Annotated in this window: 15 protein-coding genes; 11 read left to right on the plus strand and 4 right to left on the minus strand. The window is 73.5% G+C overall.

What is annotated here, in order from left to right; translation table 11 throughout:
- The first annotated feature begins 6 nt into the window (after window positions 1-6).
- Genes FHS29_RS30460 through FHS29_RS30480 form a run of 5 tightly spaced genes read left to right on the plus strand, consistent with a single transcriptional unit; the run spans window position 7 to window position 8,825 of the window.
- Window positions 7-3,111: a tubulin-like doman-containing protein gene (locus FHS29_RS30460; protein ID WP_184696580.1), complete on the plus strand. Its 3,105-nt coding sequence runs from the start codon at window positions 7-9 to the stop codon at window positions 3,109-3,111.
- Window positions 3,108-5,219, plus strand: a complete 2,112-nt coding sequence (locus FHS29_RS30465; RefSeq protein ID WP_184696582.1) for a hypothetical protein — start codon at window positions 3,108-3,110, stop codon at window positions 5,217-5,219. The genes FHS29_RS30460 and FHS29_RS30465 overlap by 4 nt, the downstream gene beginning before the upstream one ends.
- Window positions 5,213-6,172 (plus strand): hypothetical protein, encoded by a 960-nt coding sequence (locus tag FHS29_RS30470; protein ID WP_184696584.1) that lies wholly within the window; start codon window positions 5,213-5,215, stop codon window positions 6,170-6,172. The genes FHS29_RS30465 and FHS29_RS30470 overlap by 7 nt, the downstream gene beginning before the upstream one ends.
- Window positions 6,169-7,212 (plus strand): hypothetical protein, encoded by a 1,044-nt coding sequence (locus FHS29_RS30475; RefSeq protein ID WP_184696586.1) that lies wholly within the window; start codon window positions 6,169-6,171, stop codon window positions 7,210-7,212. Before FHS29_RS30470 ends, FHS29_RS30475 begins: the two co-directional genes overlap by 4 nt.
- Entirely contained in the window at window positions 7,209-8,825 is a 1,617-nt protein-coding gene (locus FHS29_RS30480) for a hypothetical protein (RefSeq protein WP_184696588.1), read from the plus strand. The genes FHS29_RS30475 and FHS29_RS30480 overlap by 4 nt, the downstream gene beginning before the upstream one ends.
- On the opposite strand, the gene FHS29_RS30485 is transcribed toward FHS29_RS30480, so the two are convergent.
- Window positions 8,803-9,045 carry a hypothetical protein gene (locus FHS29_RS30485; RefSeq protein ID WP_184696590.1) on the minus strand — a complete coding sequence of 81 codons (243 nt, stop codon included), beginning with the start codon at window positions 9,043-9,045 and terminating at the stop codon, window positions 8,803-8,805. The two genes, FHS29_RS30480 and FHS29_RS30485, sit on opposite strands and share 23 nt — an antisense overlap.
- Window positions 9,046-9,201: 156 nt before the next feature.
- Here FHS29_RS30485 and FHS29_RS30490 point away from each other — a divergent pair, with 156 nt between their 5' ends.
- The gene (locus tag FHS29_RS30490; RefSeq protein WP_184696592.1) at window positions 9,202-10,443 is read left to right on the plus strand and encodes a helix-turn-helix domain-containing protein; all 1,242 of its coding nucleotides are present in this window, start codon (window positions 9,202-9,204) and stop codon (window positions 10,441-10,443) included.
- A gap of 598 nt (window positions 10,444-11,041) precedes the next feature.
- Here FHS29_RS30490 and FHS29_RS30495 read toward each other — a convergent pair.
- The gene (locus FHS29_RS30495; protein WP_184696594.1) at window positions 11,042-12,418 is read right to left on the minus strand and encodes a toll/interleukin-1 receptor domain-containing protein; all 1,377 of its coding nucleotides are present in this window, start codon (window positions 12,416-12,418) and stop codon (window positions 11,042-11,044) included.
- A gap of 30 nt (window positions 12,419-12,448) precedes the next feature.
- Between FHS29_RS30495 and FHS29_RS30500 the strand changes: the two genes are divergently transcribed.
- Both FHS29_RS30500 and FHS29_RS30505 read left to right on the plus strand, forming a co-directional pair.
- A complete protein-coding gene (locus FHS29_RS30500) occupies window positions 12,449-13,006 on the plus strand; it encodes an NUDIX domain-containing protein (RefSeq protein WP_184696596.1) in 558 nt (185 codons plus the stop codon).
- A gap of 95 nt (window positions 13,007-13,101) precedes the next feature.
- On the plus strand, window positions 13,102-13,542 hold the full coding sequence (locus FHS29_RS30505) for a toll/interleukin-1 receptor domain-containing protein (protein ID WP_184696598.1): 441 nt from the start codon (window positions 13,102-13,104) through the stop codon (window positions 13,540-13,542).
- A 98-nt stretch (window positions 13,543-13,640) separates the two neighbouring features.
- Here the strand turns inward: FHS29_RS30505 and FHS29_RS30510 are convergent, their stop codons facing one another.
- Window positions 13,641-14,072: a toll/interleukin-1 receptor domain-containing protein gene (locus tag FHS29_RS30510; protein ID WP_184696600.1), complete on the minus strand. Its 432-nt coding sequence runs from the start codon at window positions 14,070-14,072 to the stop codon at window positions 13,641-13,643.
- A gap of 83 nt (window positions 14,073-14,155) precedes the next feature.
- Between FHS29_RS30510 and FHS29_RS30515 the strand changes: the two genes are divergently transcribed.
- A complete protein-coding gene (locus FHS29_RS30515) occupies window positions 14,156-15,748 on the plus strand; it encodes an Hsp70 family protein (RefSeq protein WP_184696602.1) in 1,593 nt (530 codons plus the stop codon).
- A gap of 152 nt (window positions 15,749-15,900) precedes the next feature.
- Here the strand turns inward: FHS29_RS30515 and FHS29_RS37880 are convergent, their stop codons facing one another.
- A complete protein-coding gene (locus FHS29_RS37880; RefSeq protein ID WP_184696604.1) occupies window positions 15,901-21,192 on the minus strand; it encodes a CHAT domain-containing protein in 5,292 nt (1,763 codons plus the stop codon).
- Window positions 21,193-21,305: 113 nt separating this feature from the next.
- Here FHS29_RS37880 and FHS29_RS30525 point away from each other — a divergent pair, with 113 nt between their 5' ends.
- Entirely contained in the window at window positions 21,306-22,040 is a 735-nt protein-coding gene (locus FHS29_RS30525; RefSeq protein ID WP_184696606.1) for a hypothetical protein, read from the plus strand.
- A gap of 18 nt (window positions 22,041-22,058) precedes the next feature.
- A complete protein-coding gene (locus FHS29_RS30530; protein WP_184696608.1) occupies window positions 22,059-23,663 on the plus strand; it encodes an Hsp70 family protein in 1,605 nt (534 codons plus the stop codon).
- Window positions 23,664-23,668 lie beyond the last annotated feature (5 nt).

The following is a 23,668-nucleotide window of genomic DNA, read 5'->3' on the forward strand; positions in this document are numbered from 1 at the left end:
CAACCCATGAAGATCTACCAGCCGATGCTGTTCGTCGGGTTGGGCGGCACCGGGTGCCGGGTGGGCGCCGAGCTGGACCGCAGGTTCCGCGAGGAGCTGTGCGGGCCGGACGGCCGGCGGCTGCAGAACCTGATGCCCGGGCAGAAGCTGGAGCCCTACCAGCTGCCCGGCTGCCTCCAGTTCGTCTACGCCGACCTGGCCGACGACGAGTTCAGCCACATCGAGGGCCGCGTGGTGCCGGACAAGTCCCACCTGCCGGCCGCGCAGCGCACCATGCGCATGGTGCGCAACCTGGTGCCGCAGTACGACACCTACGCCGAGGTGGAGCGCAGCATCCGGGTCACGTCCCCGACGTTCGTCGAGTCGTGGCTGCCGCCCGCGCCCGGCCAGCCGACGGTGGCGCCGCTGCACCGGGGCGCCGGGCAGTTCCCCACGGTCGGGCGCGCGGCGCTGTTCGCCACGTTCCGCGACGGCCTCACCCCGGCGCAGGGCCCGCTGGTGAGCGCGATCGGCGACATCAACAACTCGGGCGGTCAGCTGAGCAGGCTCGGCGGCCAGCTGCGCGACTCGGTGGACGTGTTCGTCGCGTTCTCGGTGGCCGGCGGCACCGGCAGCGGCCTGTTCTACGACTACCTGCACCTGATCGGCGACGCGGTGAACCGCAACGGCTACCGGGCGCGGATCTACCCGCTGGTGGTCATGCCCTCGGCGTTCACCGACGGCCTCGGCGGCGGTCGGCCGGCGAAGCTGAACGCGGGGCGGGCGCTGCTCGACCTGTTCCGCGTGGTGGACGACCAGAACTCGACCATGCCCGGCGTGGACCTCGACCGCTCGGGCGTCCAGGGGTCGCTGTCGGTGCGCTACCCGGCGCGCGACGAGATCCGGCTGCGCCCCAGCACGGTCCAGACCGCGTTCCTGTTCAGCGGCAACGCGGGCATGGAGCGCGAGGACCTGCACCGCTCCATGGTGTCGATGGTGCTCTCCCTGGTGGGCAGCGACCTGCCGCGCGACGACGAGGGCAAGCCGTTGGGGCAGCAGGACTTCCAGTCGTTCGCGGACAGCTTCATCAACACCGCCGCCGAGCGCGGCACGCCCTCGCCCACCGGCATCGGCCGCAAGGGGGTGTCGACCAGCTCGGTCGCGTCGATGACGGTGCCCGACGACGAACTGGCCGACATCGTCAGCTCGCGGCTGCTCGCGGAGGCGGTGCGGGAGCTGGCCGAGCCCGCGCCCGGCCAGGCGGAGAACAACCGCGACCTGATCGCGACGTTCTTCGCCAACGCCGGTGTCGGTCCACTGTGGACGCGGGCGGCGGCGCCGGTGGCCGAACCGGCGGCGGTGAACGGCCTGGACGCCATCCTGGCCACGCTCAACCGGCGCACGGCGACCATGAACGCCAGCCTGCACGCGCTCGACCAGCAGCTCGTGCAGCAGGTTCCGGTGCTGACGCAGGACTTCGACCCGCACAACGGGCTGCGCACGCTGCTGGGCACGACGGACCTCTTCCACGCGCGCCGGGTCGTGATGGGCCACCAGTCGATCCCCGACGAGGTCAGCAGGCGCGGGTTCATCCGCATCGTCGAGTCCCGGCGCGGTGACCCGCCGCCCCCGCCGGGCATCAACCAGATCACGCCCACGCCGGTGGTGCAGCGGGTGCGGCGCATCGCGCGGGTGAAGTGGGGCGACCCGTCGGTCCGGGAGTCGCTGCGGCGCCAGGACGAGTGGTACACGTGGCGCGCGCAGTGCGCGTGGCACCGGGCGTGGGGCGACCAGGCCCGCCGCTGGGACCGCAAGCTCCGCGCCCTGGAGCGGGACGTCCTGGAACTGACGGCCGCGTTCGAGCAGCACGCCCAGGCCGACGCCGAGCTGTTCGCCCGGCGGTCGCGGGTGTTGTTCGCGCCCAAGGTCGGCGTGTCCTACCTGCTGCCCCGCCAGGGCGACCTGAACGCGTTCTACGAGGCGGTGCTGCGGCGGTTCGTCGAGCACTACGCGGAAGAGGGCCGGTTGACGCCGGTCGCCACGGCCGCGCAGGTCGTCAACGTGATCCTCGGCGACCAGGGCTGGCGCACCGCGTTCACGACCTACCAGGAGCACAAGGCCGACCGCGCGGTGGCGTTCGTGCGCGACCGGCTCAAGCAGATGGTGAAGTGGCTGTTCACCCACAGCGACACCCGGCAGCCGCTGCTGCCCCGGCTGCACGACCTGCTGGTCGCCGCGGCCGGGCGGGACCAGGACAAGGTCAGCGAGGAGGACCTGTCCCAGTTCCAGCAGAAGCTGGCCGGCCTGGTGCCGGGCGGCTTCGCGCCCAGCGGCAAGGGACAGCTCAAGATCCTCTACTCGTACCCGGCGGTCAACCGCGACCTGGAGCTCGAACGGCTGCTGCGGGACGTCGTCTACCTGCCGCGCGGGCAGAACGTCCACGAGGAGTTCCGGCCGATCGACGCCGAGTCGATCGCCGTGGTGCTGGTGCGCTCGTCGATGGGCCTGACCGAGGTCGGCGAGGTGCGCGAGATCCTGCGGTTCTGGTCGGACGCCCTGGAGGCGGAGCAGCCGCCGGACTTCCTGCCGTGGCGGCAGCGCCTGGGCTACCAGTCGGCCTACCTGGCGACGACCCCGGGCGACCGGACCAAGATCCTGCACCACCTCCTGTGCGCGACGTGGAACGGGCAGGTCACCGTCAACGGCCCGCGGCAGTCGCCCGACTCGATGGTGGTGGGCATCGGCGTGAACATGCGTTTGGACCTGCGGGGCTTCGGTCCGCTGTCGAGCTGGGGCAGCGTGCTGGCCGCGTACGAGCAGTGGGTGCTGGCCGACAGCGAGGAGATCCGGCGCGAGTTCTGCGAACGGCTCATGACCACCACGCCGGACGGCTTCACCGCCAAACCGAGCCAACCCGACCCGGTGTTCGGCGAGCTGCTCCGGCTGGCCGAGACCGAGCCCAAGGAGATCGCCGACCTGCTGGCGCACAAGCGGCAGGCGGGTCGTCGCCGGCTGGAGGCGCTGCAGGAGTTCTGGGAGGTCACCGTGCCCGCGGCGCTGGAGCTGCCGTTCGGCAACGACGCGGCGCTGGAGGACGACCTGCGCGGCCTCTACGGGTGGTTCGACCGATGAGCGCGGACGTCCAGGTCGTGGACCTCCGGTCGGCTGACGCGCAGCGCCACCCGACCGGGGTCCGACCGGGCACGGCGACCCGGTTGATCGTGGTCGACGACAGCACCGCGACGAGCGGCAACCACGACGCCTACCAGCGCATCGCCACCCTCGGCCACCTGCGGGACGTGGTCCTGGTGATCGTCGGACCGGTCACCCGGGACGAGACCCGGCGCCCGTCGCTGCGGCCGTCCGCCGCGCTGGGGCGCACGGCGGTGGTGCTGTGGGTGGGTGACGAGCGGGGCATCCGGTGGGAGGGCGGCTCGGACCGGGGGCGGGCGGTGGACCCCGAGGACGGGTCCGGCCTGGACGACCTGCTCGGCGTGCTCCGCGTCGAGCAGGTCTTCGACGCGGTGGTGCGCCACCTGCGGCAGGTGCCGCACCAGACCGCCAGTCCGGCGGTCGACCTCGTGCACCCGTCGCTGAAGCCGGCCCAGCTGCGGGAGTTGCTGGCGCGGTGCCTGGGCGAGGTGGCACGGCCGGCGGACGTGCGCGGCGGCCCTCCCGAGACGCGCGCCGAGCTACCCGCCGTGCGTGCCTCGGTGGAACGCGGCTCCCGGCTGGAACGCGCGCGCACCGAGGCGCGGCAACGGCTGGCCCACGCGGCACGCACCACCGCGGACCTGACCCGCTGGAACGGCGCGTGGAACCCCGGTGGGAGGCGGGCGCGGGAGAGCGTGGCGCACGCGTCGGCGGCGTTGGAGGCGCACCACGCCCTGGTGGTGGACGCCGTGCGGCTCGCCGGACCGCTGCCCCCACCCGACGACGACGCGCTGGCCGCGCTCGGCGTGCCGCGACCGCAGCCGGTCGAGCACAAGGAGGTGGGCGACGCACTGGGCGGCTTCCTGCTCTCCACCCTGCGCTCGACCGGGTCGCTCGCCGACACGGGCCGGGAGCTACGGCGGCTGGTGAACGGCCAGGCGGGCGGTGCGGGACAGGAGGCGGTCGGCACGCCTCCCCCGCTGCGCCGGCAGGCCGCGGCCAACGGCTGGACGCCGGTGCTCGTGCTGCTGCCGTTCGTGCTGCTGACCTGTCTCGTCCCGGCGTGGCTGCCGCACTTCGGCGCGGCCACCGGGCCCGCCACCGCCGTCCTGTGGCTGGTGGCGGTGGCGTTCCTGCTGGCGAACCGGGCGGCTCAGCGGCCCGCGACGCCGCCCGCGCTCGCCGTGATCGCCGCGGCGGCTGTCGCCGGGGTCGTGGCGGGCACCGTCCTGCCGCCCCCGGGCGGGGTGCCGGAGCTGGTCGAGGTGGTAGCCGACGTGCTGTGCGCGCTGGCCGCGGTGGGCGGGAGCCTGGCGCTGTGGCGGGTGCTCGCCGAGGCGTGGACCGCGACCTTGGCCCTGGCCCCGGGACAGCGGGCCAACGACCGCCTCGCGGAGCTGGTGGACGGGTCGGTGGTCGTCCCGCAGGCCAACGCGGCGGTGCGCAGGCGCACCGCGGATGCGGCGATGCTGCTGGCGGTGGGCTGCGACGACGTCCGGGAGGTCTTCGCCGCCCGGGCCGGCGACGGTGGCGGCGGAGCGGGTCACCCGGAGCTGCTGGACGTGATCCGCGCCGACCTGGTGCTGGTGGGCGCGGCCTCGTTGGACGACTACCTGGCCGCGATCGGGTCGGGGGCCTCGCTGTCGGTCGCCCCCGAGGCGGTCACCGGGCGGGCGCACAAGCTGCTCGCCGAGTACGAGGACCACCTGCTCACCAGGGGCGTGCACCAGCAGCCGCCGATCGGCGACGCGGACGTCAGGCAGGACGTCGACACCGCGTTCCGGCAGGGGGCGGCGGACGTGCGCCGGGTGCTGGGCGCCGACGGCCGGGAGGAGATGACGCAGCTGTGCACCGCGGCCGACGTGCTGCGCCGGCTGGACCCGGACTGGCCGGGTGTGCGGGTGGTGCGGTTCGCCCCGCGGCGCCTGCGGAACTCGTCCGAGTGGCCCGGTCCCGTGGTCGAGGTCGACCGCGACGTGGTGGGCCTGCTGCGGCTGGTGCCGCTGCGGTCGGGTGTGGTCCGGCCCGTGCAGCCGACGACGCCGGGCGAAGACGAGCCGTCGGACGGGACCGGGGGCGCGTGTTGATCGACATCGGCGACACCTGCCTGCGGGGCCGGGATCCCCAGGGCAGGCGGCAGGAGTGGCACCTGTGCGTGGAGGCGCCGGTCGGGGCGGGCTCGGACCTCGCGACCGCCCCGGCGGTGCGGGCGGACGGCGGCGAGGTCGTCGTGCGGTCGCTGCCGCCGACGGTGCCCGCCGAGGAGGCCCAGGCGTGGCTGGACAACGAGATCCGCGTCGCGACGCGAATCCGCACGGCGCACTCCGCCGAGGCGCACCCGGCGGAGCTGCCGCGCATCGTCGGCTACGAGTTCGACACGGCCGAACCGTTCGCGCTGTTCGCCCCGTACCGCGCGGCGGCCCGGCCTGGCCTCGCGGCCAGGCTGCTGGACTCCGAGCGCCTGGTGCTCGCGGCGAGCCTGTTCCGCGCCCTGGCGCACCTGGCCGCGCTGGACATCGTGCACGGCGGGGTGGCACTGCCCGCCGTGCGGCTCAGCGGGGCGAACGTCGTGCTGGTGAACTTCGAGCACGCGGTGCTCACCGGCGAGCACTCCCCCGCCCACGGCCGCACCGCGCACCCCGGCGACGACGTGCTGGCAGCGGGCCTGCTGCTGCACGAGGTCTACACCGGCGCCAGGCTGCCCGCCGGGCACACCCCCGACGATTCGGCGGCACCCGCCCTGCGGGCGTTGCTGGCCGGCGTCTTCGCCGAGGCGCCCGTCGACCGGCCGTCGGCGCTGGACCTGCTGCGGCGCCTGGACGCGGGCGACATCGCACGGGCGTCGGACCACGACGCCGCCCTCGCCGCGGGCCGGACCCGCTTCGACGCCGCACGCCGGGCGAAACTGCCCGACGGCACCGGTCGGAACGGCGACGCCCCACCCGCCACCGGGCCCGCACCCGTTGCCCGGCCACCACAGCCACCGCCGCCCCGGCCACGCCGGGCGCGCTGGTTCAACCGCACCGGAGGTGCGCGGTGAGCGAGCACATCGTGACGTGCCCGACGTGCCAGGACCGGTACCCGTGGGCGGAGGGGGAACTGCTGCGCTGGTCGCCCCGGGACGGCCGGTTCACGCCGGTCACGCTGGTCGACACCGCGAACGCCGTCAAGCTCGCGGACCTGCGGGCGGGCTGCTACGTCCGGTGCCCCAACCCGTCCAACGACACCCCGCCCCACTACATCCCGGTGGTGTACGGGAACTGCCCGCCGCCGGTGATCATCGGCATGGTGGGGCGGCCCAGGGTCGGCAAGACCCACCTGCTCGCGATGATGGTCCACGAGCTGCTCGCCGGGCGAGCCGGTGGCGTCGGGCTGACCGCGCGGCCGGGCGACACCGTGCAGCACGCCGACTTCAAGCGGAACAAGATCGCGCCGCTGCTGCGCGGCGAGCGGTTGGCGGGCACCGTGGAGAACCTGGTGTCCTACGCGGACTTCCTGCTCGTCGACTCGCCGTCCGGGCAGCGGCCGGTGATCTTCTTCGACATCGCGGGCGAGGACTTCCGCCGCGCGGGCGAGGGCGGGCCGAGTTCCCGCTTCCTGTTGAACACCAACGCACTGCTGTTCGTGGAGGACGTCGACCACGTGGTCGGCCGGGGCGCGTCGACCAACGAGTGGGTGGACGACGCCCTGGGTCGACTCGGCGTGGTGCCGCAACTGCGGCAGGTCCCGGCGGCGATCGCGCTCACCAAGGCCGACCAGCTGCGCTACGTGCACCCGGTGGACCGGTGGCTGCGCGCGCCGGACGCGAGCGGTCCGCTGCGCGCGGAGGACTTCACGGCCGAGAGCCGTGACGTCTACGCGGTGCTCGACAAGTACGGCGCGCATTTCGTGCGCGACCTGTTCGACCGGTTCGCCCGCTGCACGTTGCACTTCGTGTCGGCGACCGGCGTCGCGGTCGACGAGGAGTCGGGGACCTACCCGCGCGGCACCCGGCCGATGCGGGTGCTGCGGCCGCTGTTCGCGTTGCTGGCCATGACCGGCGTGCTGGGCGGTCCCGAGGCATTGCGAGTCGGGCTGTGAGACACGTGGACCAGTTCCTGTTCGGGTTCCGATCCGGCGAGATGGGCGTCGTGTCCAGCTCGCTCGCGCACGACTTCCGCGCGGAGTGCGTGTGGGCGGACCGGCTCACGCGGCACGCCCGCGTCCAGCCGAGCCAGCTCGGTGACCGCAGCTACGCGCCGGCGACGTCGTGGTCGTACCTGGAGTTCGGCAACGGGGAGGCGGCCCTCCTCCGCCGCTCGAACGGTGCCGAGGCCGGGCGCAACCACGCCCACGCGCTCGTCGGAGCGGCGGTGGACCTGCATTCGAACGCGCACGCGCTGTGGCAGTGGCCGGGTTGGCTCGACGCGCCCGGACCGGTCGCGCCGACCCGGCTCGCGGTGGCCGACCTGATCGCCGAGCGGGACGGGACGTCGGCCGGGTTCGACCGGAGGTGCGCGGCGCACGAGAACCTCGTCGTCCCCCTGGTGCGCGCCGTGCTGGCCGACCCGTCGGTGCGGCTGAGCGTCGTGGCCGCGCCCGAGGAGGCGGTGCCGGACCTGGTCTGGCTGCTGCGCCGGATCGCGGAGCCGTTCTCGTCCGTGGCGCGGACGTTCTCGACCTACGAGTACTCCGACGACCGGGCCGTGCCGGACCTGCCCGGCGTGGTCTTCCTGCCCACCACGCCGAGCGCGGGCGAGACCGAGCACCGGCGGGTCTTCCTCACCGACACCCCGCCACCGGACGACCCGACGTGGACCGCCGCCCGCGCGCTGGTGAAGCGGTACCTGTCGGTCGCCACCGCCGGCCGGTCCGACGAGTACCGGACCTGGTTGGTGCGCCAAGTCGCGGAGGAGCCCGACGAACGCGCCGCGGCCGCACGCCTGGTGACGGCGCTGGCCGGCCGGTCCACGGCCCCGGCGCCCGCACCCGTCCGGCACCGTGACGAGGTGGACCGGGTGCCGACCACCCGCAGGCCACCCGATCCGGTGCGGAACACCAAGCGCGGCAAGGCCGTGCCGGTCCGGAACCGGGCGGATCTCGGCGACCCCGGCCTGGTCGAGGCGATCGCCCGCGACGACGGCACCGCGGCCGTGGCCGACCTGTTGGAGGAGATGTCGCACCGGATCGGCTGGGTGCGCGACCGCCGGAAGGTTCGGGAAGCGCTGTACCGCAACGACTTCCTCATCGAAGCGCTGGCCGCCGCGCTGCCCGGGAACAGCCTCGGGCAGTGGCGGGCGTTCCGGGTGGTGCTGGAGTTCGGGTACGGGCCGGACGGGGCCGACCTCGCCCGCCGGGGCCACCTGACGGCGCTGCACCGGCACGTCGTCCCCGGCCCGGACAACAACGTGTTCCCGCACGTCGTCCGCGAGTTCGCGATCCGGCACGGCCGGGGGCGCGAGTTCGACGAACTGCTCGGCTGGGAGACGCGCAGGCGGTACCCCGTGCCCCCGGAACTCGGCGCGACGGCGGCCGTGCCACCGCTCGCCGCGTACGTCCGCCCGAGGGCACCCGGGCCACCACGCGGGGCGGTGGCGCTGAGGTACCGCTGGGACTCGTTCGTGACGACACCGCTGGGCAACCAGGTCGCGCTCGTCGCGCTGGTGGCCGCGGCGCTGCTGGCCGCGGGCTTCATCGCCGGGTGGTCGCTGTGACCGCACGCCCGAAGGCCTCCCGCCCCGCACGGCACTTCTCCCAGCCGGCGAGCAGCGCGCCGGCGAGCACGTCGTCCAGGGCCGCGGTGGCGACACCGACGAACCGCACCTGCGTCACCACCACCACCAACGTCGAAACGAGCAGCAGGACGCCGTAGAGGAAGGTGAACGCGCAGTGGACGTCGGTCGTGGTCTCGCGGCGGGTCTCGTTGTTCGGCATGGTTTTCGCCTTCCTGTGCGGGTTTCCTCCAGCGTGGCCGCACGGGAGCGCGAGCGGCAGGCGTTGCCGGCTGCCTCCTGGCGTTGGCAACGGGCAACCCCTCGGCGGCCGGCCGGCCCGGCCGTGCACCGGTAGCGTTCCGGGCAGGGGGTGGCCATGCCGGGAGCGGGGACGTTCGGGAGCGAACTGCGTCGGCGGCGAGTCGCGGCCGGCGTCTCGCTCGCGCAGCTGGCGAAACTCCTCCACTACAGCAAGGGCTACCTCAGCAAGATCGAGACCGGCGGACGGCAGCCGGCCGCGCGGCTGGCGAGGCAGGCGGACGCCGTGCTCGACGCCGGCGGCGCACTGGCCGCGCTCGTGTCCGCGGCCGACGAGGGCGGCCTGCCCGCCCCACGGGAGACCTCGCACCTGCTGGACCGGCAGGCGCTGATGACGTTCGGCAGCGCGTTGCTGCTGCCGCTGGAGGTCCGGCCGGCCGATGCCGAAGCCGCGGCCGAGGACGCCGAGACCGAGCGGTACTTCCGGGAGCAGTTCGACCGCTGCCGCGCGCTGGGCCAGCACTCGCCGCCGGGACTGGTGCTGCGGCAGCTCGTGATGGAGCTGCACACGTTGCAGGAACTGGTCGAGGCGGCCCGGGAGCCACGCGTCCGCGCGCGGCTGTCCCTGCTGGCCGCCCGGTACGCCGAGTACGCGGGCTGGATGGCGCAGGAGTCGGCGCGCGCGGACGCCGCGTTGGCGTGGACGCGCAAGTCCGCGCAGATCGCCGCGACGGCCGGCAACCCGGCGCTGTCGGCGTACGCGCTGGTGCGTGAAGCCGAACTGGCGATGTACGCGCACGACCCGCTGACGACCGTGGCGCTGGCCCGCCGGGCAGCGGACGAAGCCCACGCCGACGCCCGGATCCGCGGGCTCGCCGGGCACCGCGAGGCACAGGGCCACGCCCTGATGGGCGACTACGGAGCCTGCCGCGCGGCGCTGGACCGGGCGACCGCGCTGCTGACGCAGCAGGCCGACAGCGGACCCGGTGGGCCGGTGCTGGGCTCGTCCACGGTGGCCGACCTGGACCTGGCGGTCTCCGGTTGGTGCTACTACGACCTGGGGCGCCCCGGGGAGGCCGCCGGGGCGTTGGAACGCGTGCTGGCCGTGACGCCGGCGACCGCGCGCCGCGCACGTGCCCTGTACGGCGCGCGGTTGGCGCTGGCGTACGAGGCGATGGGCGAACTCGACCGCATGTGCGAGGTCGCGCAAGAGGTCCTCGCGCGGGGCCAGGCGCTGGGTTCCGCCACCGTGCGCGGCGAGCTGCGGGACCTGAGCCGCAACATGCTGCGCCGGCACGGCCACCGCCCCGCCCTGGAACTGCACGCGGAGCTCAACGCCGCGTTGCAGCTGCACCGTTGAGCACGGCGCGCACCCGCTCCCGCTAGTTCGCGGCGCGACCCCGCTCGGCGCGGGTTTCCTGTTTCCAGCGCCGTCGTCACTTGGCACCCCCTTTCCGAGGAACGCCGGACCGCCGATTCTTGAATCACCACCAGGTGGCCAGAGGATCAGCCAGGACGAATCACCCGATTCGCCCGTCCGACATTCATCCAGGGAGTCCGCCATGGAACCGCACCTGTTCATCATCCTGCTCGCGCTGCTGTTCGTCTGAGCCGCGCGGAAACCGGCGGGCGACCCACCCACGTGGGTCGCCCGCTTTTCGTGCACCCGCCCCAAGGCGCCACACATCCATCAACCAGCTGGTCAGCGGCCTGCACACCTGGCCAGCGCCACCACCGCGAACGCCGCAGCAGTTCCACGACAATATTGATCCCGGGTGCCACACGAGCCGCGAAAAGCGATTTTCAGAACAGATCACCGGAATCACATCGACGGGCACTGCGCCAAATCTTCGGCCAACACCCAACGACCGTCGCACCGACACCCGATGGCGGATTGGGACATTCCCCGATCGGAGGCGGCACTGCCGCGCCGGAGGTTTTCGGAGCACCGACGGCAGTCAACGGCGGCGCGCGAGCAGGCGTTCGAGATCGCGCCGGGCCTCGTCCGCACCCCGCCGGACCTCGTCCGCGACCGCTTGGTGGACCACCCGCTGCCGCCGGTAGCCGAGTTCGACGCACGCTGCCGCGAGGGCGAGCGCCAGCACGCCCCCGACGATCGCGAACTGCCAGACGCCGTGGCGCAGTCCGGCGGCGAAGAGGCCCGTCGTGCCCGCCACCCAGACGACCATCAGGCACGCCGCGCCGGGGTGGTCGGCGAACAGCCACTCCCACCTGCGCCGGCGGCTGTCCTGCTCCAAGGCCCCGGCCGCCCGGCACAGGTCGCGCAGCTTGGACTCCGACTTGTCCCGCATCACCCGCGACAGCCTGCGTTCCTCGGGCCACGCCGCGAGTCTCCGCGCCAGCCGGGCCGACTCGCTGCGGACCACGGCCGGGCGCACCGGCGTCGACAGCCGCTGCGGCCAGCGCTCCTCACGGAGGCGTTCCCGCTTCTGCTCCCGGAGGATGGTGAGCGCGGAGCGCACCACGGCCGACAACACCAGGAAGACCAGCACCGGCACCACCCGCGGTGAAACGGGCGAGCCGGCGAGTGCAGCCGCGAGGAGCACGGCACCGAGCACCACTACCGGGATCGCGATCCGGGCGTAGTAGCGGTTGAGCGGCATCTCCTGCACGTCCGCGTCCATGACCGTCGCGCGGCGCCACAACAGCAGGGCGAGCGAGAGCGCCACCAGCGGGCCCACCATGGTCGACAGCAGCAGGAAAGCGGTGAGGAACGCGGCGAACCGCATCTCGGCGTCGTCGGGCACGAGCACCCACGGCCCCACCGCGGCCACCACACCGAGGACGACCGCGGCGGGGCGCACCCATGGCCTGGGCGACGAGGGCTTCGTCCGCTCGGCGGGTTCCTCCACCCAGACGGGTGCGACGTACTCCTGGAGCTCGTCGACCAGCGCCTCGATGTCCGCGTCGTCACGGATTACCCGCGCCTGGGCCAGGGAGAGGCCGCGGATGGACCTCGGCAGCTCCTCCGGCTTCGGCGGGGTCGCGCCGAGGATGAGCACGGGCACCACCTTCTTGCCGCGGTCGAGCGCCTGGGCGATCTCCCGCCGCACCCAGTCGACCTCGCGGTCGATCAGCCGCACCCCCTTGCCGTTGCGCGCGGTCGTCCAGCGCGGGTCGATCACGGCGAGCAGCACCTCGCACTCGTCGACCCGGCGGGTGATCTCCCCGGGGTAGTAGTCGCCCGCGCCGAGGGACCGCTCGTCCAGGAAGACGTTGCCCTCGCCGAAGAACTCCAGGGCGCGGTCCAGCCGCCTTACCACATCGACGCCCTGCTCGTCGTTGCGCCGAAAGTTGATGAAGATCCCGCCCATGTGCTCCCGCCGACGTGTTTTGATGAGGTCATGGAGGCCGTTCAGCCCGAGGTCTGGCGCCGGTTGGGCAGCAGACAGGTGTACACCTCGCCGTGGTTCGAGGTGCACGAGGACCCGGTGATCAGACCGGACGGTCAAGAGGACGTCTACCACCACGTGGTCACGCCCGGCTCGGTCACGATGGTGGTGATGGACGAGGACCGGGTCCTCGTCACGAGGCAGTGGATCTACACGCACAACGGCGCGCAGTGGCGGCTCCCGGCGGGCGCGATCGACCGCGACGACGCCGACCCGCAGGCCGCGGCGGTGCGGGAACTGCGCGAGGAGACCGGCCTGCGCGCCGAGCGCTGGGAGGAGCTCGGCGCCGTGCAGGGCACGGACAGTTTGACCAACCACGTGGACCACGTGTTCCTCGCGACGGAACTGAGGCAGGGCAGGGCCCGGCCCGAAGCGGGGGAAGGGGATCTCGAACTGCACTGGCTCACCTTCGCCGAGGCGCTCGCGCTCGTCACGGCGCGGGAGATGCGGCACGCAGGCAGCGCCTACGGACTGCTGTCTCTGGGCCTCCGCCGGACCGGACGTTACTGAGCCGGCGCCCGGCGGTCCATGACAATCCGTTGACAACCCGTTGCCGCGGCCCGGTTCCGCCCTCCTCGGGGCGGGACCGGCGGTAGCGTCGGAAGATGCCTGACACCGCCGAGTTCTTCGTCAGCTTCGCCCACCAGGACATCGCCTGGGCGCGCTGGATCGCCGGTGTGCTCGAACTGGAGGGGCACCGGGTCGTCTTCCAGGAGCAGGACATGCTCCCCGGCCACAACGCGGTGCAGCAGATGCAACTGGGCACCGCCGCGGCGCGCACCATCGCCGTGCTGAGCCCGGACTACGTCGAGCGCCCGTACCCGCTGGCGGAGTTCGCCGCCGCGTTCGTGAAGGACCCGATCGGCCTGCACCGCAAGGTGGTCCCGGTGCTGGTGCGCGCGTGCGCGCTGCCGGGCCTGTTCGCGCCGATCGTCCACATCGACCTGGTCGGGGTGGACCGGGACGAGGCCCGGCGCCGCCTGCTCGGCGGCATCACGCTCGACCGGCCGAAGCCGACCGCGGAGCCGCCCTTCCCGGGGGCGTGAGGACAGCCGGGCATGAGGACAGCCGGGAGCAGTCGACCGTCCGCGGTGCAGGAGCCGCCGGAGTTGCGGTACAGGAGGTCGCAGGGAACGTGAGGACATCAGGGGAACAGCGGGCGGCGGGGCGCGCGCGGCCGGGTGCCCTCCAGTTCCTCGGCGAGCCGGATCCGCGCCTCCTCCTCGGTCGACCCGACGAGGTCGATCGGCCGGATGTCGCGCAGCAGCCCGTCGGGCTCGCACGGCGCGACCAGCACCGGGACGAGGGAACGGCGCACGCCGAGCGGGTCGGCCTGCCACACGGCGTGCCACTGGCCCGCCACGTCCGCGTCGGCCAGGTAGGACGGCGAGACCACCACGACCATCCGCCCCGACGACCGCAGCGCGTCGTGGAGCGAGTGGACGCGGTTCGTGCCGGGACGGGCGTCCCACGCTTCGAGGCGGACGCGGCGGTTCCGGGACTCGATCTCCCAGGCCACCCACTCGCCCCAGCCGAGATCCGCCGCGACGCAGGACACCAGGAAGTCCCACCGCACGTATTCCACTCCTCTGTCGAATAGTTTGGACTGACCGCCGCGAGTGGCACAATACTCGACGGGATGGACGATATGGGGCACACATGACCGTCTACGGAATCGACCTCGGCACCACCTATTCCTGCATCGCCCGGGTGGACGACGCGGGCCGGCCCGCGGTGATTCGCAACTCGATCGGCGAGGAATCGACCCCGTCGGTCGTCTACTTCGAATCGCCGCACCACGTGGTGGTCGGCCGGGAGGCGAAGAACGCCGCCCTGGTGCAACCGGAGCTGGTCGTCTCGCTGATCAAGCGGGACATCGGCAAGTCGGGCATGACGCTCGACTTCCACGGCACCGAGCACACCCCGGAGTCGATTTCCGCGCTCGTCCTGCGGGACCTGGTGAAATCGGTGGAGGGCAGCACCGGGGAGGAGGTGCGCGACGTCGTCATCACGGTTCCCGCCTATTTCGGGGTGGCCGAGCGGGAGGCCACCCGGCAGGCGGGGGTGATCGCGGGCCTCAACGTGGTCAACGTGGTGCCCGAGCCGGTCGCGGCGGCCCTGTACTACGGCGTGCTCAAGCCGGGCGGTGACCGCACGGTGCTGGTGTTCGACCTCGGCGGCGGCACGTTCGACACCACCGTGATCCGGCTGAACGGCTCCGACGTCACCGTGGTCTGCACCGACGGCGACCACGGCCTGGGCGGCGCCGACTGGGACACCAAGCTCGCCACCCTGCTCGGCGAGCGGTTCACGGCCGAGCGGCCCGAGTCGGAGGCGACCGAGAGCGAGGACTTCCTGCAGGACCTGGGACTGCTCGCGGAGGACCTCAAGAAGGCGCTGACCAGCAGGCAGAGCAAGCAGCAGCAGCTGCACTTCCGGGGTGCGCGGGTCACCACCGAGGTGTCCCGGCAGGACTTCGAGACCATCACCGCCGAATTGCTCGGCCGGACCATGGACATCACCGCCCGCACGCTGGAACTGGCCGCGGACCGCGGTGTCCGGCACTTCGACGAGGTGCTGCTGGTCGGCGGCTCGACCCGGATGCCCGCGGTGGCGGAGGCGCTGCGGGCGCGCTTCGGGTTCCATCCCAAGGTCCACGAGCCCGACCTGGCGGTGGCCAAGGGCGCGGCGCTGTTCGCGCTGTCGGAGTCGCTGCGGTTGCGGCTGGGCGACCACGTCGAGGGTGACGGCGCGGTCGACGGCGTGGCCCGCGAGCTGGGCATGTCCACGGCCGCCGTGCAGACCATGGCCGGCCGCAAGGTCGCGATCGTGACGCCGCGCGCGTTCGGCGTCGCGGTGGTCGACCCGGACGACCCGGAGGAGAAGAAGTTCCTGGTCAGCCACCTGCTGGTGGCCAACACGCCGCTCCCGGTCGACGTCACCGAGCAGTTCAAGACCTCGGCGCACGACCAGCGGGAGATCGAGATCCAGATCTGGGAGCAGGCGGGCGCCCTCGCCTCCGAGCGGCCCGAGCACAACAAGCAGATCGGCGAAGCCCTGATCAACCGGCTCCCGCCGATGCCGAAGGGCTCGCCGGTGGACGTCACCTTCCGGATGGACGAGAACGGCACGCTGAACGTGCGGGCGACCGAGATCCGCACCGGCAAGACGGCGACGACGGAGATCAAGATCGGCGATCTGGACGACCGGCAGATCGCCGCCGCGCGGGAGACCGTGGCCCGGCTCTCCTGACCGCAGCCCGACTCCCCGCCCGCTACCCGACTCTCCTGGCCACAGCCCGACTCCCCCCACCCGCGACCCGACTCTCCTCACCACAGCCCGACTCCCCCACCCGCGATCCGACTTGCCCGACCCTGGCCCGACTCCCCGGACGGGGCACCGGTTCAGCCGACCGACGGGTTCACCACGGCGGACACCGCCGCGAGCCCGGAGGGCAGGGCGACCAGGCCCCGGACGACCTCGTCGATCGACGGCCCGACCCGCGCCACCAGGCGGTCGCCGAACGCGGCCTCGCCGTCGAGCGCGCGCCGCCGGCGCAGCCAGAGCAGCGACGCCAGCTCGTCGGACGCCGCCGCGAGCCGGCGGCGCAGCAGGTCCTCGTCGGCCGGCGGTTCGAGCAACGCCATCGCGGCCTCGTACAGCGCGCGCTCCCCCAGCTCGTAGGCGATCCCGGCCGACTCCCCGAACGCCGCCCGACGGCCCGTGACCAGCCCGAGCTCGCGGTGGACGTGCGTCTCGGCGACCCGGTCGCGGCGGTGCCGGGCGATCGCCAGACCGGCCTGGAGCCGCTGCTCGGCCTTGGCGTCGTCCTCGGCCAGCCGGGCGTGCGCGGCCAGCCGGAAGGCGCAGTCCACCAGCAGTGACCCGACCCCGGCGGGCAGGGCCATGACCCTGGCCTGCTCGTAGTGGTCGAGGGCCTGGTCGAGGTCGCCTCGGGCGAGCGCGCCGTCGCCGGCGACGAGGTGCGCCACGACCACCGCGGGCGAGCGCCGTAGGCCGGTCACCATCCGCCCGAGCCGCGCGGCCGCGTCCGCCGCCGCCGGCCCGTCGCCCGCCCGCCCCGCCACCCAGCACAGCGTGACCAGGCAGTACAGCACGTCGTCGGCCCGGTCCAGGCCGGCGAACGCCTCCGCCGCCGCCCGCAGCAGCCCGACGGCATCCGCGTAGCGCTCCCACTCCGCGCAGCACCTGCCGCGCTGGCGCAGCACCTCGGCGCGCAGCTCCGGGGCCACGATCCACTCCAGCGCCTGCACGCACTCGTCGTTGGCCTCCAGGGCGGCGTCGACCGCACCCTCCTCCAACGCCAGGTCACCGAGCCTGATCAGGCACTCGGCCAGCACGCGCGGCGCCGCCGCGGCCGCGTCCAGCGCCGCCGCGTACAGGCCCCGAGCGTCGTCCGAGCGGTCTTCGGCACGTGCGATCAGCCCTTGCGCGAGCAGGCAGATCGCGGCGTCACGGCCGCTGCCCGCCTCCTCCGCGCGCCGGAGCCCCTCGGCGAACAGCTCGCCGGCACCCGCCAGGTCGTCGCCGCGGAGCCTGAGCAGCCCCAGCCGGCAGATGAACCCGATCGCCAGTTCCGCGGTCCCCTCCCGCAGGCCCGCCCGGAGCACGGCCACCGCCTCGTCCACGTGGCCCGCGTCGGCCAGCACGACGCCCAGCGTCAACCGGCAGGTGTCGACCAGCAGGGGGTCCTTGGCCTCGGCGGTCCGCAACGCCTCGCGGGCCGCGTCCAGCTCGCCCAGCGCGCCCCACACCAGGCCCAACTGCTGGTGCGCGACGGCCTCGCCGCGCCGGTCCTCCAGCTCCGCAGTGCGCTCGACCAGGAGCTGGTAGGTCGCCCGGGCTTCGTCGAAGCGCTTGAGGTTGAACTGCACGTCACCCTCCAGCCGCAGGCACCGCGCCTGGAGGTGCACGTCCCGGACCTCGAACGCCAGGTCCAGCGCGGTTTCCAGGCACTCCCCCGCCTCGGCGAACATCCGGTCCACGACGTGCACGGCGGCCAGTTGCAGCATCGCGGTGGCGATCAGCCGGCGGACGTCGACGTTCGCCGCCGACACCTCCTGGGCGCGCAGCTCGTGCCGCTCGGCCGCGGCGTGGTCACCGCACGCGCGGGCCAGCACGGCGAGGTCTCGGTGGATGGTCATGGAATCGACCTCGTCGCCGATCTCCGCTGCCACGTCGCACACGCCCTCGCTCATGCGGTGGGTGGTGTCCCCGTCGCCGCGGGCGGCGGCGAGCGCGCCGAGCCGTTCGTAGCAGCCGGCGAGGACGACCCGCGCGTCGAACCGCTCGGCGATGCGCCGGTCGGCCGTGACGGTGATCGCGGACCGGTAGTGCGCCTCCGCCGCCGCGCTGTCGCCCCTGGCCTGCGCGATGGCGCCCAGCTGCTGGAGCCCGACGGCCACCGCCACCAGGTCGCCCACCGCCGTCGCGATCTCCTGGGCGCGCAGCTGTTCGGCCTCGGCCAGGTCGAACCGGCCCCGGCGCAGCGCGATGACCGACCTGCGGTGGTGGAAGACCCGGTTGCGGGGGTCGTCGGGGCCGGTGCGGTCGAGCGTCTCCGCGCACAGCGACCACTCGGCGTCCAGCGCACCGGCCCGGTCCAGCACGGTGCACAGCTCGGCGGTGACGGTCAGCGCCTGGTCCGGCTCCTTTGCCTGCCAGCTGTGGTGGCGGGCCTCCTCCAGTTCGGCGAGCCGCACGGGCAGCTCGGCCCGCCACAGGTCGGCCCGCCAGCGGTGGTACTCGGCGGCACGCCGGTGCGCCGCCCGCAGCACCTCCCGGTCGGTCCTGGCGGCCAGCGCGCCGGCCGTCCAGCGGTGCACCACGCAGCCCTCGTCCACCGGGGTGAGCAGGGTGAGCTCGGTGAGGCGGTCGCGGGCCGCGGCCAAGCCGGGGCGTTCGGGCGGGACGACCGCCGCCGCCAGGTCGCGGTTGACCTGGGCGTGCACCTGGTGGCTCAGCGGCAGCCCGGCCCTGGACCGCGCGGTCCCGCGCCGTTCGGCTTCCAGCAGCGCCCGGTAGATCCCGGCGAGGCGTTCCCGGCGGTCCGGATCGACCTCCCGCTCGGGAGCGACGACCCAGCCCAGCGCTTCCCGCTCCACCGGGCGGCGGAACACCGACGCCGCGTCGAGCAGTTCCGCCGCGAGCGGAAACGACCTGGTCAGAGCCGCGTAGAGGTCGTCGAGCAGCACGTCGGCGGAGGCGATCGCGGTGGTTTCGGCCAGGGCCCGGTCGAGATCGCGCCCCGCCGTCGGCCACCAGGCGTCGACATCCGCCACGCCGGCCCGCCGCAGCGCCTTCTCCAGCCGTTCGGCGACCTCGGCGAAGTGGTCGCCGCTACCCCGGGGCGCCTTGCGCCGCTGCCCGCCGCGCAGCACGGCGTCCAGGTACTCCAGCGCCCGCGGGTGCCCGCCGATGGCGTGGTAGGCCCGCAGCCGCGCCCCGGCGGGCAACGCGTCCAGCGCCGGCAGCCGGAAGATCAGCTTCCTGGTCTCGGCCGCGGACAGCGGGCCGAGGTGGTGCGCGGCCAGCCGGCGCGGGTCGCGCACGAACGGCATCCGGGAGGTGACGACGAGGCTCGCGTTACGCCCCAGGCGCAGCCAGGCCGCCAGGAAGTCGTCCAGGTCCGGTGGCCGCTCCGGCGGCGCGGCCGGGTCCTCCAGCGGGTCGCCGAGCGGGTCATCCAGGAACAGCACCACCCTGGCCTTGACCAGCGGCAGCACGTCCTCGTCCAGGATCTCCAGCCGCTCCGGCCACGGCAGCGAGCGGTCGCGCAGGTCGTCCAGGTCCGCCGGGGCCCGGCCCCGGCCGAAGTGCCTGCGCAGCTCGCGGTGCAGGCGGTCCAGGACGTCGTCCACGGCGCTCACGCCGTGCCTGGTGACGACGACCAGTCGCTCTTCGAGCCCCAGCAGGTGCACCAGCTCGGCGGCGAGGCTGCTCTTGCCCACCCCGCCCATGCCGTGCACCAGCACGCCGCGCGTCTGCCGCAGTTCGCGCAGGAGGCGGCGCAGGTCGGCGCGGCGGCCGACGAAGTCCCCGATCGCCAGGTTGGCGATCCCCTTCGCCAACGCCTTGCGCGGCGTCCGGACCACCTCCTCGCGGTGGTCGCCGTCGAACAGCCGGTGCTGCCGGACCCGCTGGTAGAGGACCGGGGTGGCCCACTCGCCGGTGTTCCGCTCCGGTGTCGACCGGTGCTCGGAGGCCAGCAGCCGGCGCACCTCGGACACCGCGACGAGTGGTTCCGGGTGTTCCTGCGACGCGAGGTCCCGGTAAGCGCGGGACAGGAACTCGGTGGCGTACTCGTCGGTGACCTCCGAGTTCATCGCGAGCACGGCCGGCACCCCGCAGTCGATCAGGCCCCGCGCCAGGGCGGGCAGGTCGGCCGCCGCCTGCGCGGTCGAGCAGCCGGCCAGCACCACGAACGGCACCGGCCGGCCGGGCGCCCGCAGCTCGTCGGTGAACCTGCGCGCGGTGACCTCGTCGACCCGCCCGTCGGGCGTCTCCAGCACCAGGACGCCCGGCCGCGCGTGGCAGGAGACGTGCAGGACGTGGAACGGCTCCTCGGTCAGCGCCTGCCGGATCGCGTCGACCGATCCCCAGTTGAGGATGCGGACGTGGGCGTCCTCCCGGCGCGCCCGCTCCACCTGATCGAGGATCTGGGCCAGCTCGTGCTCGTAGTCCAGCAGTTCGGCGTCGGCGTCGTCGGGTGACGCGACGACGGCGAGGATGCGCAGCGGGCCCGGAACGGCGGGCTGGGCGGTGGGGCCGAGTCCCGGGGCGTGGCGGAAGACCCGCACGCCGGGCCGCAGGACCAGCGGGCCGTCGTCCAGGACGAGGGTCTCCCAGGGCAGGTCCGCCAGGTCGGGGCTGATCTCCAGGGCGAGGTGGGCGGCGCGGCCGGACACCGCCGACCCGGCCAGCCGCCGGGCGAGCGCCACCGCCACCGGTTCCGGCAGGAACGCCTCGGCCAGCGCCTCGCCGACCTCCCGGGACGTGCGTTCGAGGTCTTCGTCGCCCTGCCCGGTCGGACGTCCCGAGCGGTAGGTCCGACCGGCGGCGGCACGGGTGCGATCCGCCTGCCACAGCCGGTGCTCCAGCCGCGCGGTGACGCCGCGGTGGCGCGCCGACACGTCCGGCGCGACCTCGGTGACCAGGGCCGTTTCGGCGGCGGTCACCCGGAGGGTGGTCCACAGCGGCGTGTCCGGGGTCCGGGCACGGTCCCGGGGCACCACCAGGTCGAGGCCCGCCGGGCGGTTCGGGCGTTCCGAGCGCAATTCGGCGACCAGCGCGTCGACCAGGGCGGCGAACGTCCGGTCCCCGACCACCCCGGCGAAGCTGTGGGCCTTCCACGCGTCCAGCAGCGGGGGCAGGACCACCTCGTCGTCGCGCAGGACGGGGACGAGCCGGCGGAGCCGTCCGTCGGCGGCGCGCACGGCCAGCGCCGCGTACTCGTCGGTGACGCCGACCTCGCCCGGCCGGGGGTGCCCGACGACGACGATCGCGGTCTCGGAACCCCGGATCGCCTGGTCGATCCGGTGCGTTCTCGATTCGCCGGCGTGGACGTCCCAATCGTAGAGGAACACCTTCTCGCCGGCCGCCTCCAAACCTCTCGCCAAGTGCTCCGCGAAGTCCACGTCCGCGTTGCGGTAAGACAGGAAGAGCGGGGAATCCACCAGTGCGACGGTGGCACCCGCGACGGCCCCGCGAAAACAAGGCGCGGAAGTTGACAACGAATTGTCAACCAACTGGCCAAAACATCCCGAACGCCGGTGCTACAAAAGGAGCCATGCTCCCCGCATTCGACTCGTCGGCCGTCGACGGTCCACTGGACGGCGTTCCGGAAGAGGCGCCCGAACCCGTCGCCGCGGCCATCGGCGCGCTCACCGACCGGGTCGGTCGGATCGAGACCGCGGTCGCCGACTTCAACCGCAGGTCGGCCCACCGGGAAACGATCATAGATCGGCTGCACGACGAGAACCAGACCCTGCGCAACGGGCTGCGCCGGGAATTGCTCGAACCGGTGGTGTCCGACCTCGTGCGGCTCTACGACGGCCTGCACCGGCAGGCCGCGCACCTGGGCAGCGACCTGTTCGCGAGCTTCGCCGACGACGTGGCGCTCACCCTCGACCGCTGCGGCGTGGAGGTGGTGGACGCCGTGCCCGGCGAGCCGTTCGAGGCCGGACGCCACTCGGTCGGCGGCACCGTGCCGTGCGCGGAGGCGGAGCACCACAACACGGTGGTCTCGCCGCTCGCCGCGGGCCTGCGCGACCGGGAGACCGGACGGATGCGCCGCCTGACCAGAGCCACCTTCTACCGCGCCGAACCGACGCCCACTCGCGCGGACGCATCGACACCGGCGACCACATCAGCACCCGTGCCCACTCCTGCGCCCCTGCCCCAGCCCTCACCGGCAGCGGCGGCCACACCAGCACCCGAGCACACCCCCGCGCCGACACCCGCACCCGAAGCAGTACCCGCCGCGGCGGCCGATGCCACACCCGAGCCCGCGACCGAGGCGTGACCGAAGCGAGGACCAGCAGTGGCTACATACGGAATCGACCTCGGCACGACCTACTCGTGCGTGGCCCACATCGACGACGTGGGCCGCCCGGCGATCGCCAAGAACGCGATCGGCGAGGACACCACCCCGTCGGTGGTGTTCTTCGAGACCCCGGACAACGTGGTCGTCGGCCGCGACGCCAAGAGCTCCGCGAAGATCAGCCCGAACCTGGTGGTGTCGCTGATCAAGCGCGAGATGGGCAACCAGGTCTCGCTGACCTTCCACGGCCAGGAGCACACCCCGGAGAGCATCTCCGCGTTCATCCTGCGCGAGCTGGCGCGTGCGGCGGCCGAGCACACCGGCGAGCCGGTGAAGGATGTCGTGATCACCGTGCCCGCGTACTTCGGTGTCACCCAACGGGAAGCGACGCGCAACGCCGGCGTGATCGCGGGCCTCAACGTCATCGACATCGTGCCCGAGCCGGTCGCCGCGGCGCTGCACTACCAGGCGCTGAACACCGGTGAGGACAAGACGATCCTGGTCTACGACCTCGGCGGCGGCACGTTCGACACCACCGTGATCCGGCTGTCCGGCAGCGAGGTCCGGGTGGTCTGCACGGACGGCGACCACCACCTCGGCGGCGCCGACTGGGACGAGAAGGTCGCGAACCACCTGCTCGACGCCTTCGTGGCAGAACACCCCGACGCCGACGCGGGCGACAACGAGGACTTCCTCCAAGGCTTGGCGAACGACGCCGAGAGCCTCAAGAAGACGTTGTCCAGCACCGTTTCCCGCAGGCACAACATGCAGTTCGCGGGCGAGGCGACCACGGTCACGCTGACCCGCGACGAGTTCGAACAGGCCACCGCGGAGCTGTTGGAGCGGACGTTCGAGATCACCGCGCGGACCATCGAGCTCGCCAGGTCCAAGGGCGTGCACGGGTTCGACGAGGTGCTGCTGGTGGGCGGCGCGAGCCGGATGCCCGCCGTGGCCGCCGGTCTGCGGCAGCGGTTCGACTTCGAGCCCCGGATGCACGACCCCGACCTCGCCGTCGCCAAGGGCGCGGCCATGTTCGGCCTCATCCAGTCGGTCAAGATCGCGCTGCCCGACGGCGACGACGACGCGCCGGCGGGCGACCTCGCCGTCGCGGCGGTGGCCGACCAGCTCGGGTTGGCGCCCGAGCAGGTCCGCCGGCTCGCCGACCAGCAGGTGGTCACGGTGTCGCCGCGGGCGTTCGGCGTCCGAACGCGCAAGCAGCCCAGCGACGACGAGTTCATCGACCACCTGATCAACGCCAACGACCCGCTGCCCGCCACGCCGCCGACGAAGCAGTACTACACCCGCTACGACGGGCAGGTCGCCATCCGCATCGAGGTGTGGGAGCAGGCGGGCGCGGTGGCGTCGGAGTCGTTGCACGACAACGAGAAGATCGGCGAAGGCCTGATCACCGGTCTGCCGCCGCTGCCGCGCAACTCCCCGCTGGACGTGTCGTTCCGGATGGAGCGCAACGGCAGCCTGCGCGTGCACGCGGTCGAGCTGAGCACCCGCAAGGACCTGACGATCGAGCTGGAGATCGAGGGGTTGAGCGGCGAGCAGGTCGAGCAGGCCCGGGACGCCGTGGCCCGCTACACCGTCGGCGGGTGACCGCG

This window comes from Saccharothrix tamanrassetensis, assembly GCF_014203665.1.
In the GTDB taxonomy this organism is placed as follows: domain Bacteria; phylum Actinomycetota; class Actinomycetes; order Mycobacteriales; family Pseudonocardiaceae; genus Actinosynnema; species Actinosynnema tamanrassetense.

Bases quoted from the DNA above. Each gene is read 5' to 3' on its own strand.
- FHS29_RS30525 (WP_184696606.1), top strand. From the start codon at position 21,306: ATGCTCCCCGCATTCGACTCGTCGGCCGTCGACGGTCCACTGGACGGC.
- FHS29_RS30490 (WP_184696592.1), top strand. From the start codon at position 9,202: ATGCCGGGAGCGGGGACGTTCGGGAGCGAACTGCGTCGGCGGCGAGTC.
- FHS29_RS30495 (WP_184696594.1), bottom strand. From the start codon at position 12,418: ATGGGCGGGATCTTCATCAACTTTCGGCGCAACGACGAGCAGGGCGTC.
- FHS29_RS30465 (WP_184696582.1), top strand. From the start codon at position 3,108: ATGAGCGCGGACGTCCAGGTCGTGGACCTCCGGTCGGCTGACGCGCAG.
- FHS29_RS30485 (WP_184696590.1), bottom strand. From the start codon at position 9,045: ATGCCGAACAACGAGACCCGCCGCGAGACCACGACCGACGTCCACTGC.
- FHS29_RS30515 (WP_184696602.1), top strand. From the start codon at position 14,156: ATGACCGTCTACGGAATCGACCTCGGCACCACCTATTCCTGCATCGCC.
- FHS29_RS30500 (WP_184696596.1), top strand. From the start codon at position 12,449: ATGGAGGCCGTTCAGCCCGAGGTCTGGCGCCGGTTGGGCAGCAGACAG.
- FHS29_RS30460 (WP_184696580.1), top strand. From the start codon at position 7: ATGAAGATCTACCAGCCGATGCTGTTCGTCGGGTTGGGCGGCACCGGG.
- FHS29_RS30505 (WP_184696598.1), top strand. From the start codon at position 13,102: ATGCCTGACACCGCCGAGTTCTTCGTCAGCTTCGCCCACCAGGACATC.